The 13,011-nt window shown below is 65.6% G+C and carries 11 protein-coding genes; 10 read left to right on the top strand and 1 reads right to left on the bottom strand.

What is annotated here, in order from left to right; genetic code table 11:
- Nucleotides 1-164: 164 nt before the first annotated feature.
- Complete coding sequence (rpmB, locus tag Q0H23_RS02000) at nucleotides 165-353, bottom strand: 50S ribosomal protein L28 (protein ID WP_293813977.1); 189 nt, start codon at nucleotides 351-353, stop codon at nucleotides 165-167.
- A gap of 222 nt (nucleotides 354-575) precedes the next feature.
- Between rpmB and Q0H23_RS01995 the strand changes: the two genes are divergently transcribed.
- The 10 genes from Q0H23_RS01995 to Q0H23_RS01950 all read left to right on the top strand — a co-directional run.
- Complete coding sequence (locus Q0H23_RS01995; protein WP_293835155.1) at nucleotides 576-1,088, top strand: MarR family transcriptional regulator; 513 nt, start codon at nucleotides 576-578, stop codon at nucleotides 1,086-1,088.
- A 13-nt stretch (nucleotides 1,089-1,101) separates the two neighbouring features.
- Nucleotides 1,102-3,324, top strand: coding sequence for an ABC transporter ATP-binding protein (locus Q0H23_RS01990; protein WP_293835153.1), 2,223 nt, complete (start codon nucleotides 1,102-1,104; stop codon nucleotides 3,322-3,324).
- Nucleotides 3,324-5,174 carry an ABC transporter ATP-binding protein gene (locus Q0H23_RS01985; protein ID WP_293835151.1) on the top strand — a complete coding sequence of 617 codons (1,851 nt, stop codon included), beginning with the start codon at nucleotides 3,324-3,326 and terminating at the stop codon, nucleotides 5,172-5,174. The genes Q0H23_RS01990 and Q0H23_RS01985 overlap by 1 nt, the downstream gene beginning before the upstream one ends.
- Before the next feature lie 217 nt (nucleotides 5,175-5,391).
- Nucleotides 5,392-5,871 (top strand): ATPase, encoded by a 480-nt coding sequence (locus tag Q0H23_RS01980; RefSeq protein WP_293813981.1) that lies wholly within the window; start codon nucleotides 5,392-5,394, stop codon nucleotides 5,869-5,871.
- Nucleotides 5,872-5,876: 5 nt separating this feature from the next.
- Nucleotides 5,877-6,440 (top strand): DUF177 domain-containing protein, encoded by a 564-nt coding sequence (locus tag Q0H23_RS01975; protein WP_293835149.1) that lies wholly within the window; start codon nucleotides 5,877-5,879, stop codon nucleotides 6,438-6,440.
- Nucleotides 6,441-6,582: 142 nt separating this feature from the next.
- Complete coding sequence (gene rpmF / locus Q0H23_RS01970) at nucleotides 6,583-6,762, top strand: 50S ribosomal protein L32 (protein ID WP_293813983.1); 180 nt, start codon at nucleotides 6,583-6,585, stop codon at nucleotides 6,760-6,762.
- Nucleotides 6,763-6,915: 153 nt separating this feature from the next.
- Nucleotides 6,916-7,908, top strand: a complete 993-nt coding sequence (gene plsX, locus Q0H23_RS01965) for a phosphate acyltransferase PlsX (RefSeq protein WP_293835146.1) — start codon at nucleotides 6,916-6,918, stop codon at nucleotides 7,906-7,908.
- Nucleotides 7,909-8,014: 106 nt separating this feature from the next.
- Nucleotides 8,015-8,731: a ribonuclease III gene (gene rnc / locus Q0H23_RS01960; protein WP_293813985.1), complete on the top strand. Its 717-nt coding sequence runs from the start codon at nucleotides 8,015-8,017 to the stop codon at nucleotides 8,729-8,731.
- A complete protein-coding gene (smc, locus tag Q0H23_RS01955) occupies nucleotides 8,722-12,309 on the top strand; it encodes a chromosome segregation protein SMC (RefSeq protein WP_293835142.1) in 3,588 nt (1,195 codons plus the stop codon). Before rnc ends, smc begins: the two co-directional genes overlap by 10 nt.
- Nucleotides 12,309-13,011, top strand: a 703-nt coding sequence (locus tag Q0H23_RS01950) for a signaling recognition particle receptor family protein (RefSeq protein WP_293835139.1), incomplete at its 3' end; no start/stop codon positions are given. The genes smc and Q0H23_RS01950, both read left to right, overlap by 1 nt.

The following is a 13,011-nucleotide window of genomic DNA, read 5'->3' as shown; positions in this document are numbered from 1 at the left end:
TGCGCTCTGCCTTCGTTGGATGCGCCTGTTGCGTGCTGACACATATGGCGCGGCTATGCGTGCGGAAGCATGGGCTGCGACGGGGCCGTAAAACAAAAGGGAGCCGCCCGAAGACGACTCCCTTGAACTCGCATATGTTGTCGCCGAAGAAGCGACGACCGCTACTAGGAGCGGGCAACCTTGCCGGACTTGAGGCACGTGGAGCAGACGTTCATCTTCTGCTTGTGGCCGTTGATGACAACGGTGACGTGCTGGATGTTCGGACGGAACTTACGGTTGGTGACGCGGTGCGAGTGGCTGATCGAACGGCCGGCGACAGCGTGCTTGCCGCAAATGGCGCAAACCTTAGACATTGTTGTAAACCTCCATTAAGCGGCGCGTGGTGCAGCCGCCCTCGACACATAGCTGGATAAGGATAGCACACGAGACGGCTCGCGCAAGCGAGTTTCGTCGAGATGTTGTGTCCGTGCTGTGAAGTCTACGCCAATTTGTGGGTTATGCAATCCACAAAGGCTGATGCGGATATATTGCCTAACGTTAGAAACTACTACTAGAAGGTATTAAGGGGGACGGAAATGAGCGCTGAAGGTTGGGGAACGAGCGCGGAATCGCCCGCCGGGGCGTTCGAAGCCTACGCGGACCAACTTATCCACGCTGGCTTCCTGATGTCTCGCCTAAGGTCAGGCCGGGGCATCGACCAGAAGCTCCGCGGCATGCCCGTCGTCCTGCGCGAGCTGATCACCTCCGGCGGAGCGCTTTCGCCGGGTGAGCTTGCGAACCGTATGGGCGTTTCGGATGCGCGCGTCGCGAATATCCTGCGCGCGCTCGAGGAGCGCGGGCTCGTCACTCGCACGACGTCCGCGAAGGACAAGCGCCGCGTCGTCGTAACCATCACGGACGCGGGACGCGTCACAGCGGACAAGATTCGCGACGAGGGCGTCGAGATGGTCGCGGACTTCCTGAGGGAGCTCGGCGAGGATGACGCCCGGGACCTCGTCCGTGTCATCAATCGCGTGGTCGAGGTCATGGAGGCGCGCAGGCGCGAGGGCCGTCAGGTCCACATCGCACCGTCCGCGCAGGGGGAATAGAGAGGGGAGTGGCATGAGGATTATCAAGCTATTCAAGAACCACATCCTGGCGCTCGTGTGTGCCGTCGCGCTGATCATCATCAGCTGCAACGCAGACCTCACGTTGCCCACGTACATGAGCGAGATCGTCGACGTGGGCATCCAGCAGGGCGGCATCGAGAGCGCCGTGCCCGCCACCATCCGAGAGCAGACCCTCGCGGACCTCGAGCTTTTCATGAACGACGAGGATGCCGCCACCATCGAGGCCGCCTATGGCGAGCCTGATGCCGAGGGCGTCCGCGCCTATGTGGGCACCGACGAGGCCCGCTCGGACGAGGGGGAGCTCGCGAACATCATGAGCCTGCCCGAGACCGTGGCCCTCGCGCTCGAGCAGGGCATCGACGCCTCCGCTACCGGCGCCCCCATCCAGGGGACCGTCACCATGGACGACATCCGCAAGGCCGTCCCCATGGGCATGCTCGACAGGGACCAGCTCGTCTCCGGCGCCGAGTCCATGGCTGACGAGATGGGCTCCATGGGCGGCTCGATCGTGCGCCAGCGTGCCATCTCGTTCGTCGGCAAGGAGTACGAGGCCCAGGGCATCAGCCCGTCGGACGTCCAGAACTCCTACCTCGCGTCCATGGCGGCCAAGATGTTCGGCTTGTGCGCCGTGAGCCTCGTCGCCACGATCCTCACCGGCGCCGTGGCCTCGCACACCGCCTGTACCATCGCGCGCGACCTGCGTCGCAAGACCTTCGAGAGCGTCATGCGATTCTCTCCAGCCGAGGTGGGCAAGTTTAGCCAGGCCTCGCTCATCACGCGCTGCACGAACGACATCCAACAGATCCAGATGGCAACCACGCTCGTCATCCGCATGGTGATGATGGCGCCGATCATGGGCGTCGTGGCCCTCATGCGCGTCTTCGCCACGCGTACGGGCCTCGAGTGGACCATCGGCGTCGCCGTCGTGGCCGTGTCCGCGGTCGTCGGCGTCCTCATGGGCCTCACCATGCCCAAGTTCAAGAAGATGCAGCAGTACGTCGACCGCGTGAACCTCGTTGCCCGCGAGATGCTCGACGGCATCATGCCGATCCGTGCCTTCGGTCGCCAGGACCACGAGCTCGCCCGCTTCGACGACGCCAGCACGGACCTGATGAAGACGCAGCTGTTCACGAACCGTGCCATGAGCTTCATGATGCCGCTCATGATGTTCGTCATGAACTGCATCACCGTGCTGATCGTGTGGACGGGCTCGCACGGCATCAACGACGGCGTCATGCAGGTGGGCGACATGATGGCGTTCATCTCCTACACGATGCAGATCGTCATGGCGTTCATGATCCTCACCATGGTCTCCGTCATGCTCCCGCGTGCCGAGGTCGCCTGCGAGCGCGTCGAGGACGTCCTCAACACGCAGAGCTCGATCAGGGAACCTGAGTGTCCGCAACTCCCCGCGGCCGACGGTCCGCGCGCTCAGCTCGAGTTCCGCGACGTCTCCTTCAGCTATCCCGACGGCGACGAGAACGTCGTCACGGGCGTCAACTTCACCGTCCGTGCGGGCGAGACGCTCGGCATCATCGGCGCCACCGGCTCCGGCAAATCGACGATCGCCCAGCTCATCCCGCGCCTGTACGACGCGACGGAGGGCGCGGTCGCGCTCGATGGCATCGACGTCCGCGACATGTCCCTCTCCGAGCTCCGCTGCCGCATTGGCTACGTGCCGCAGCAGGGCATGCTCTTCTCCGGCACCATCGAGACGAACCTCAAGTTCGCGGGTGACACCGTAGGCGACGACGACATGCGTGCTGCTGCGAGCATCGCCCAGGCCGCCGAGTTCATCAAGGGCCGCGAGGGCGGCTACGAGTCCGAGATCAGTCAGGGTGGCACCAACGTCTCCGGCGGCCAGCGCCAGCGCCTCGCCATCGCGCGCGCCCTCGCCAAGCGCCCCGAGGTCATGGTCTTCGACGACTCCTTCTCCGCACTCGACTACAAGACCGACGCGAAGTTGCGCGAGGCTCTCGCGACCTCCGCGTCCGGCTCCGCCGTGGTCGTGGTCGCCCAGCGCATCGCCACGATCATGCGCGCCACGCAGATCATCGTCCTCGACGACGGCCGCGTCGTCGGGCAGGGCACGCACGAGGAGCTTCTCCGCAGCTGCCCCACCTATCTCGAGATTGCACAGTCACAGCTGTCCTCCGCCGAACTCGGCCTCACCAACGAGGAGATTGCGGCGGTCATGAAGGGAGGCGAGCGCTAATGGCAGGCGAGACGAACAAGACCCAGGCCCCGGCCAGGCGCCAGCGCGGACCGATGGGCGGTCGCGGGCCCATGGGCCGCGGCGAGAAGCCCAAGGACTTCAAGGGCACCATCCGCAAGCTGCTCGGGTACGTCGGCAGGCACAAGGTTGCCGTGTTCTTCGCCATCGCGTTCGCGATGTGCTCGGTCATCTTCAACATCGTGGGTCCGAAGGTCCTCGGCAAGGTGACGACCAAGCTCTACGAGGGCCTCGTCGCCAAGGTCCAGGGCACCGGTGCGGTCGACTTCGACTGGATCGGCAAGACGCTCTTGCTCCTACTCGGCCTCTACCTCGCGAGTTCCGCCTGCAACCTCATCCAGGGCTGGCTCATGACGGGCGTCACGCAGAAGATCTGCTACCGCATGCGCAAGGAGATTGCCGAGAAGATCGCCGTCGTGCCGATGAGCTACTTCAACGGCCACAGCAAGGGCGACGTGCTCTCTCGCATCACGAACGACGTCGACACGCTTGGCCAGAGCCTCAACCAGTCCGTGACGCAGCTCATCACCTCGCTCACCCAGATCGTCGGCGTGCTCGTGATGATGCTCTCGATCAGCCTGCCGCTCACGGGCGTCGTCGTGGTGACGCTTCCCGCCGCCGCGGCCATCATGGGCGTCATGATGCACTTCTCGCAGCCCTACTTCCGCGAGCAGCAGCAGGTCCTCGGCGCCGTCAACGGCGTCATCGAGGAGGACTTCGCCGGCCAGAACGTCATCCAGGTGTTCGACCGCGCCGACGCCGCCGTGAGGGAGTTCGACGAGAAGAACGACCGCCTGTTCATCTCCGGCTGGCGCTCGCAGTTCCTCTCCGGCCTCATGATCCCGCTGATGAGCCTCGTGAGTAACGCCGGCTACGTGGCCGTGGTCGTCGTGGGCGCGCAGCTCGCGCTCACCGGAAGCGCCACCCCCGGTGACATCCAGAGCTTCATCCAGTACGTGCGCAACTTCACGCAGCCCGTGCAGCAGCTCGCCAACGTGAGCAACACGATGCAGTCGATGGCCGCCGCCACCGAGCGTGTCTTCGAGTTCCTCGCCGCTCCCGAGGAGGAGCTTGCCGCCGATCCCCAGATTCCCGAGAGGCGCGACGGCCTCGTGGAGTTCGACCACGTCAAGTTTGGCTATGACCCCGAGAGGACGATCATCCACGACTTTTCCTGCACGGCCGAGCCAGGCCAGACCGTGGCCATCGTGGGTCCCACGGGCGCCGGCAAGACCACGCTCATCAAGCTGCTCCAGCGCTTCTATGACGTCGACGGCGGCAGCCTGCGCGTCGATGGCGTCGACGTCCGCGACTGGGACCGCGCGGCGCTTCGCGAGCAGTTCGCGATGGTGCTTCAGGACACGTGGCTGTTCAACGGCACGATCCGCGAGAACATCCGCTATGGCCGTCCCGACGCCACGGATGCCGAGGTGGAGGCTGCTGCCCGTGCGGCCCGCTGCGACCATTTCATCCACACCCTCGCCGGTGGCTATGATTTCATGATCAACGAGGAGGGCACGAACCTCTCCCAGGGCCAGCGCCAGCTCGTGACGATTGCCCGCGCGTTCCTCGCCGACAGGCCCGCCCTCATCCTTGACGAGGCGACCTCGAACGTCGACACGCGCACCGAGGTCCGCATTCAGCAGGCGATGGACGCGCTCATGCAGGGCCGTACGAGCTTCGTGATCGCTCACAGGCTCTCGACGATTAAGGGCGCGGACACGATCCTCGTCCTTCGTGATGGCGACATCGTCGAGCGCGGCTCGCACGAGGAGCTGCTTGCGAAGAACGGCTTCTACGCGGAGCTCTATAACTCCCAGTTCGAGGAGTAGGGGCGCCGCGAGTTGGCGCGAGAGGCGGCCGCTGCCTGCCGGTGCATATTAGGCTCGCAGGTGAAGATTCCCTTGCGCGCCGTAAGCAGCAATCCATATAGCTGCGGGTATGGTAAAGTAATCGGGATACGCGCATGGAGCGCGCGAAGTACCTGCGATTTTCATGTCCCGCAAGCCCGCGCGTTGGGTCTGGGGCCAGCACGAAAGGAGCCTGCGCATGCAGCCAGGTGAGGAGATCGAGAACTTGGTCAACGAGCTCGAGGACATTATCTCCGATGGCAAGAAGCCCATCATGGGCGGCACCGGCAGCAATCCTAAGATTGTCGACGCTGACGCCGTCTATGAGCTTCTTGACGAGATCCGCAACGTCTTCCCGGAAGAGTTCCAGACCTCCCGTCGCATCCTCAAGGAGGAGGACGAGATTCTCGCCCGCGCCCACCAGATGGCGGATTCCATCGTTGCTGACGCCCAGCAGCAGGCCATGATCCTCGCTGGCGACCAGGAGGTCGTCCGTCTCGCCAACCAGCAGGCCGAGGAGATCCGCGACCAGGCCACGCAGTACGCGAGCGACCTTCGCTATCACATCAACGAGTACGTCGAGAACCTCCTCACGGGCATCGAGGACAACCTCAAGAGCGTTATCGGCACCCTCGAGCGCAACCGCCAGTCGCTCGATGACGGCTCTTCGCGTAGGTAATCCCCATGGAGCCTATTCGCGTTCTCATTGACGAGCGCCTCGAAGGCGCTGGCAGCGTCCTGCCCCTTTCCGGCCACATCGACGAGCCGGGCTACGAGCTCGGTGGCCGCGAGTTCAAGCTGCCTGAGGGCATCGACTACGACCTCGTCCTCACCAACGCCGGCGAGGGCATTCTCGCGTCCGGCATGGTTCGCGCCCATGTCCTCGGCACGTGTGACCGCTGCCTCGAAGACGCCGAGTTTGACGTCGCCTCCGAGGTGGACGAGTACTTCCTGTTCGAGGCTCCCGCAGAGGAAGAGCTCTCCGATGACGAGGATGAGGTGGACTTCTCCCTGGTGGACGAGGACCACACTATCGATGTCTCCGAGCCCATCATGGCTGCCATCCTCATGGAGACGCCGTTCGTGGTGCTCTGCCGCGAGGATTGCAAGGGTCTCTGCCCCACGTGCGGCGCGAATCTCAACGAGGGGGACTGCGGCTGCGCCGCGAAGCGCGAAGCTGAGAAGCTCGCGGAGAGCCCGTTTGCGGCTCTTGCGGATCTAAACCTCGAGGATGATGATGAGAAGTAGCATATTTGCGCTTGACGTGAGAATCCTCCACCAAATACTGTGTATCTCTAGTGCGAACGCTCCATTTCGTGCTATCATTCCAATTCGTCTGTGATAGACCGTCGCGTGCGGTGCGGCGTAAGTTCAGTAAGAGAGGTCAACAATGGCAGTACCCAAGCAGAAGAAGGGCCGCGGCGCGACCCACACCCGTCGCTCGGCCAACAGCAAGCTCGCTATGCCGGCCCGCTCCACGTGCCCCCAGTGTGGCGCCGTGAAGCTCCCGCACCGCGTGTGCCCGAGCTGTGGCTACTACAATGGCCGTCAGGTCATCGTCACCGAGTAGCCGCCATTCCTAGAGTGGCCAGAAGGCCGGCCCGGAAGGGTCGGCCTTTTTTGTTTATCCGGACACTGCAGCCGTGTGCGGGATGCTAAGGTGTTAACATCCTGCGCGGGCAGTGCGCCCCGTGTCGCTTATGTTCGTGAGAAGGGAACCACCATGGTCCGTGTCGTAGTCGATGCCATGGGCGGAGACGAGAAACCCGAGGTCGTTCTCGAGGGAATCGCCCGCGCTCTCGAGGCCGATGATGACCTCGAGGTTGTCGTTGCCGGTAACGAGGACGTCGTCGTGCCGTTCTGCGCCAAGCACGCTCGCGCCGAGGCCCTCGTGACCACCGAGGCCATCGAGATGGACGAGCATCCCACGGAGGCCGTCCGTCGCAAGAAGGACTCCTCGATCGTGCGCGGCTGCCGCGCCGTCCGTGCGGGCGAGGCGGACGCCTTCTTCTCCGCTGGCTCCACCGGCGCCATCCTCGCGGCGGGCACGCTCATCGTCGGCCGCGTCAAGGGCGTGAGCCGCGCTGCCCTCTGCACCGCCATGCCCGGTGCCGCCGGACACATGACGACCCTCCTCGACCTTGGCGCCAACGCGGATTGCCCGCCGGAGATGATCGTCCAGTTCGCTCGTATGGGCACCGCGTACTCCCAGATTGTGCTTGGCGTGGAGAATCCCACGGTTGGCCTGCTCAACAACGGCACCGAGGAGACCAAGGGCTCCGAGGCGGCTCTCGCGCGCCATGCGGCGCTCGCGGCCACCAAGGGAATCAATTTCTCCGGCAACTGCGAGGGACGCGACATCCTTACGGGTGACCTTGACGTCATCGTCTCCGACGGCTTCACGTGCAACATCGCCATCAAGGCCGTCGAGGGAACGGCGAAGTTCATCGTCTCCGCGCTGAAGGCAGCGGCGGGGGAGAGCAAGAAGGTTGCCCTCGGCGCGCTCTTGGTCAAGCCCGCCATGAAGGAGGTTGCCGCGCTTCTGTCCGGCGATCGCTACGGTGGAGCCGCCCTTCTCGGCCTCAAGGCGCCCGTGCTCGTCGGCCATGGTGCCACCAACCCGGACGCCATCATGAACGGCACGCTGACGGCGGCTCGCTGCGTTCGCCAGAACCTGTGCGGAAAGCTTGCCGAGGCGATCGCCGAAGCCGAGTAAGCCCTGCGCGATTGGCTTGCAGCGGGTACAATTAACTGATGTGTGTGACGGCGCTCCACGCGGGCGCCGTCGCCGTATCTAGCCGTTGCGACAGATGGGGGAGCGCATGCCCCGCAACACCGCCACCGAGCGGATTCGCCACATCGAGAGCATTTGTGGCCACACCTTCAATAACCGCAGCCTCGTAGAGGCCGCCATCACGCACCCGAGCGCCGTCGAGGGCCTGCCAGTATCGGCCTCCTACGAGAGGCTCGAGTTCCTGGGAGACTCCATCCTCGGCGCCATCGTTGCGACCGATCTCTTCGAGCGCTTCCGCGATATGGACGAGGGCGCGCTCACACGCCTCAAGATTTCCCTCGTCTCTGGCAAGACCCTCTCCGCCGTGGCCGAGGAGCTCGGCATCGGCGAGTGCATCGTCTTTGGCGAGTCTGAGAAGGGCACGGGTTCCCGTGGCCTCCACTCCGCTCTCGAGAACGTGTTCGAGTCAGTCGTCGGTGCCCTTTACCTCGACGCCGGCTATGACGCCACGCACGAGTTCGTTCAGCGTACGCTTGGCCCCCACATGGTGCCCGAGCTCGCGGAGCGCCCCGTGAGCCCCAAGAGCCGCCTCCAGGAGATCACTCAGCGCGAGCTCCGCTGTGCCCCGGAGTACAAGCTCGAGGGCGAGAAGGGCCCCGCGCACAGCCCCACCTTCACCTCCGTCGTCCTCGTTGAGGGGAGGCGCATGGGACGCGGCACCGGCTCTTCCAAGAAGGAAGCGGAGAGCGCCGCCGCAACTGACGCCATCAAGCGCCTCGCCGAGGAGGGCGTCAATTGTTCCTGAAGTCCCTCACGCTGAAGGGCTTCAAGTCCTTCGCGGATCGCACTCATATGGTCTTCGACCCGGGCCTCACCGTCGTGGTGGGTCCCAATGGCTCGGGCAAGTCCAACGTCAGTGACGCCATCCTGTGGGTCCTGGGCGAGCAGAGCGCCAAGATGCTGCGCGGCCAGGCCATGGAGGACGTCGTCTTCTCGGGCTCCTCCGCCCGCAAGCCCGTGGGCGTGGCCGAGGTCACCCTCGTGCTCGACAACACGGACCACACACTGCCGGTCGACTTCTCCGAGGTCGGCATCACGCGAAGGATGTATCGCTCCGGCGAGTCCGAGTACCTCATCAACGGCGCTCCGGCTCGCCTCATGGACATCCAGGACATCCTGCATGACTCCGGCCTTGGCAAGGACACGCACTCGATCATCTCCCAGGGCAAGCTCGACTCGATCCTCTCGAGCCGCCCGGAGGAGAGGCGCGTCCTCATCGAGGAAGCCGCAGGCATCTCCAAGCACCGTCGTCGCAAGGAGCGCTCACAGCGCAAGCTCCAGGACATGGACAAGAACCTCGTTCGCGCCCGCGACGTCGCGCGAGAGCTCAACCGCCAGCTTCGCCCGCTCGAGCGCCAGGTTGACCGCGCGAAGCGCTGGGAGGAGCTTGACCGTCGCCTGTCAGAGCTCAACTGCCAGCTCGCCGTCGACGACGTGAGGCGTCTCCAGCGCCAGTGGACCGAGCTCGAGTCTCGCGCCAAGGAGGCCTCGGCCGCCGTCGAACTCGCGCAGTTCCGCGCGGACGAGAAGAGCCGCGAGCTCGAGAAGCTCCAGAGCCTGCTCGAGCAGAAGGGCCTCTTCGTCGGAGACCTCGGCGAGCAGCGCCGTCGCTGCAGCGACATCCTCGGCCGCCTCGAGAGCGACATGCGCCTCCTCGAGGAAAAGGGCCGCAACATGGTCGATCGCCTCTCTGAGACGCGTATGACGCTCTCGCAGGTCGATCGCCAGAGGAGCGAGGCCTCGAGCGAGCTCGAGGACGTTTCTGGGCGCCTGTCTGACACGCGCGTCGCGACCGAGACCCTCGAGGCGGAGGTCAAGCGCCTCGAGCCCGCGGCCCGCGAGGCCACAGCCGCGCGTCGCGAGGCTGGCTCGGCCCAGGCGCGCCTCAATGACGAGCAGCGCTCCTGCCAGCGCGAACTTGACGACGCGACGCTCGCGCACGCCAAGCTCACGGACGAAATCAGTAACGCCGAGGTCGAGGACCAGATGTTCGCGAGCCGTCTCGCGCAGATCGACGAACAGCTCGAGACTGCCGAGGCCGCGCTCGCGAGTCGCTCCGGCAGGCTCGAGGAGCTTGCCTCGAGCATCGAGGACGCCCGTGCCGCCGCAGAGGCAGCCAAGGAGGAGATCTCTCGCCTCGCGGCCGAGAGGGATGCCGCTCGCGAGGCCGCGAAGGCCGCGCGCGAGGCGTTGGGAGCCGCTAAGGCCGCACTCTCCGGCGCCCAGGCAAAGCTCGAAGCGCTTCGCTCGATCGACGCCGGGCTCGTTCCGGGCTCCGAGTCCCTTGAGGGTCGCGTGTTGTCTGACGGCACGCTCGCGGGACTCGTTCGCTATCGCCTCGCTGATGTCGTGAGCGCTCCGGCCGAGCTCGACTCGCTCGTCGAGCGTCTTCTCGGTGACACGCTCTCCGCGCCTGTCGTTTCCGCAGACGCTGACGTCGCGCGCCTCATGGATGCCGCCGCTGGCGAGGCTTCCGCCGCTGGCTCCTTTACGGTCCTTAACCTCGCTGAGACCGCGCCCGTCGCGCCCCAGGGGGAGGGCCGTCGCCTCGTCGACATGCTTGACGTCGAGGATGGCGCCAGCGGCCTCGTCGAGCGCCTCTTGGGCGATGTCTTCATCGTCGACTCCCCCGAGGCGGCGGTGCGTGCCCACGCCGCGAACCCGAGCCTTACCTACGTTACAGAGTCCGGCGTCGTCGCGACGAGCGATGGCCGCACGCGGGCTGGCGTCTCCGCCGGTGCCGCCGCGGGCACGCTCGAGCGTAGGCGCGAGGTCGCAGCGCTCGAGGAGGGCATGCCCGCCCTCGAGGCAGCCGTCACCTCGGCAGACTCGACGCTCTCGGACGCCTCTGCCGCCGCGGACACCGCCGCGGACGCCCTCGCCCAGGCTCGCGACGCCTCCGCCGATGCTGCCGGCGAGCTCTCCCGCCTCACCGGCGAGAGGGACTCCCTCAACTCGGAGATCGGCCGCCTGCAGTCTCAGGTGAGCTCCGCTCGCGACGAGCGCACGCAGGTAGAGGCCCGCCGCGAGAAGGCGCGCGAGCGCACCCGCGAGGCCCGCCCACGCTTGGATGAGCTCAAGGCCAAGGCAGATGCCGCCAAGGAGCGCCTCGCCAAGCTGTCCCGCGACCTCGAGGAGGCCAACAGCCGCCGTCGCGAGGCCTCTCGAGCAGAGGACGAGGCCACCAAGAAGGCCGCGGACGCGCGCCTCAAGCTTGCGACGAGCCGCGAGCGCCTACATCATCTCGACGAACGCCAGCGTGAGCTCTCTGGCCGCATCTCCTCCCTCGACGAGCGCGCCCGCGCCGCGGAGGAGGCCACACGCTCCCTCGAGGTGCTCCGCCTTCGCGTCGATCCGCTCCACGAGCGCTACGAGGCGATCCACGAGGCTTGCAAGACCTGGGCTGAGCGCCTGCGTGACCGCGCGAGCCTCGCCGAGGCGGACTCCGACTCCCTCAAGAAGACCATTGGTGACGCGAAGCAGCAGGTCACGGATGCCAATGCAGCACTCGAGCAGGCCAAGGGCGCCCAAAGCGACGTCAAGGTGGAGAGTGGCCGTCTCGAGGTCCGCGTCGAGCAGGCCATCGCGCAGATCACGGCCGATGGCAGGCACGTCCTCGAAGAGGCGCTGCAGATGCCCGAGCCCGATGACCGCGAGGCCACCGAGCGCGAGGTCGCGTCCCTGCGCCGTCAGATCGATAGCCTCGGACCCGTCAACCAGGTCGCGATGGACGAGTACACCAAGCTCAAGGAGCGCGCGGACTACATCGGAGCTCAGCTCGAGGACCTCGAGAGCGCCCGTGCCGCGCTCGCCAAGATCACCGCGGCCATCGACCGCAAGATGCGTAGGCAGTTCCTCGAGACCTTCGAGGCCGTGAACGCCAACTTCATCGAGATCTTCGGCATGCTCTTCCCGGGCGGCAAGGCGCATCTCGAGATGTGCGACCCGGACCACCCTGCGGAGACCGGCATCGAGGTCGTGGCGCAGCCCAAGGGTAAGCGCATCGCGAAGATGACGCTCATGAGCGGTGGCGAGAAGTCCCTCACGGCTCTCGCGCTGCTCTTCGCCGTCTATCGCACGCGAACCGTGCCGTTCTACGTCTTCGACGAGGTGGAGGCGGCGCTCGATGACGCCAACCTCGACAAGCTTCTCGATGCCATCGAGCAGCTCAAGGAGACGACGCAGCTCATCGTCATTTCGCACCAGAGGAGGACCATGGAGCAGGCCGACGTCCTGTACGGCGTCTCCATGCAGGCCGATGGTGTCAGTCACGTTGTATCCCAGCGGCTTGACCGCGCGACAGGAAAGGTGGTCGATGCCTGATGGGGCTTGCTGACCGCTTGAGGAGCGGACTCGCGAAGTCTCGCGAGGCGCTCAACCAGATCTTCTACATGGGCGGCGACGTCGACGAGCAGTTCTGGGAGGATCTCGAGGACACCCTCGTCATGGGTGACATCGGTCCCGAGCTCGCGATGAGCGTCACTGATGACCTCCGCGAGCTTGCTGCGAAGAAGGGCCTGCGTACGGCCGACCAGCTCCGCGAGGCCCTCGCCAAGCGCCTGGCCGAGGCGTTCCCCACCTCCGAGCGAGATCCGTTCGACGACACGCCGAGTTGCGTGCTGTTCGTCGGTATCAACGGCGCCGGCAAGACCACCACGGTGGGCAAGCTCGCCGCGGCCGCGAAGGGCAAGGGCAAGTCCGTCCTCATCGGCGGCGCCGACACCTTCCGCGCCGCCGCGATCGAGCAGCTCCAGGTCTGGGGCGAGCGCGCTGACGTGCGCGTCGTCACCCGCGAGCGCGGCGCTGACCCTGCGAGCGTTTGCTATGACGTGGTCGAGACCGCGGAGCGCGAGGGCACGGAGCTCATGCTCATCGACACCGCTGGACGCCTTCACACGTCCTCCGAGCTCATGCGCGAGCTCGCCAAGATCGTAAACGTCACGCGCAAGCGCGCGAGCATGCCCGTAACCGTCGTCCTCGTCGTCGATGCGACCACTGGCCAGAACGGCCTTGCGCAGGCGAAGG

This window comes from uncultured Parolsenella sp., assembly GCF_934660935.1.
Classification (GTDB): domain Bacteria; phylum Actinomycetota; class Coriobacteriia; order Coriobacteriales; family Atopobiaceae; genus Parolsenella.
The sequence above is the reverse complement of the archived record's forward strand: the minus strand, read 5'-3'. Positions and strand labels throughout refer to the sequence as shown.

What these genes read in the sequence shown, in the direction of transcription:
- rnc (WP_293813985.1), top strand. Translation starts at nt 8,015, where the DNA reads ATGCCCCGCAACACCGCCACCGAGCGGATTCGCCACATCGAGAGCATT.
- Q0H23_RS01995 (WP_293835155.1), top strand. Translation starts at nt 576, where the DNA reads ATGAGCGCTGAAGGTTGGGGAACGAGCGCGGAATCGCCCGCCGGGGCG.
- rpmF (WP_293813983.1), top strand. Translation starts at nt 6,583, where the DNA reads ATGGCAGTACCCAAGCAGAAGAAGGGCCGCGGCGCGACCCACACCCGT.
- Q0H23_RS01975 (WP_293835149.1), top strand. Translation starts at nt 5,877, where the DNA reads ATGGAGCCTATTCGCGTTCTCATTGACGAGCGCCTCGAAGGCGCTGGC.
- Q0H23_RS01985 (WP_293835151.1), top strand. Translation starts at nt 3,324, where the DNA reads ATGGCAGGCGAGACGAACAAGACCCAGGCCCCGGCCAGGCGCCAGCGC.
- rpmB (WP_293813977.1), bottom strand. Translation starts at nt 353, where the DNA reads ATGTCTAAGGTTTGCGCCATTTGCGGCAAGCACGCTGTCGCCGGCCGT.
- Q0H23_RS01990 (WP_293835153.1), top strand. Translation starts at nt 1,102, where the DNA reads ATGAGGATTATCAAGCTATTCAAGAACCACATCCTGGCGCTCGTGTGT.
- Q0H23_RS01980 (WP_293813981.1), top strand. Translation starts at nt 5,392, where the DNA reads ATGCAGCCAGGTGAGGAGATCGAGAACTTGGTCAACGAGCTCGAGGAC.
- plsX (WP_293835146.1), top strand. Translation starts at nt 6,916, where the DNA reads ATGGTCCGTGTCGTAGTCGATGCCATGGGCGGAGACGAGAAACCCGAG.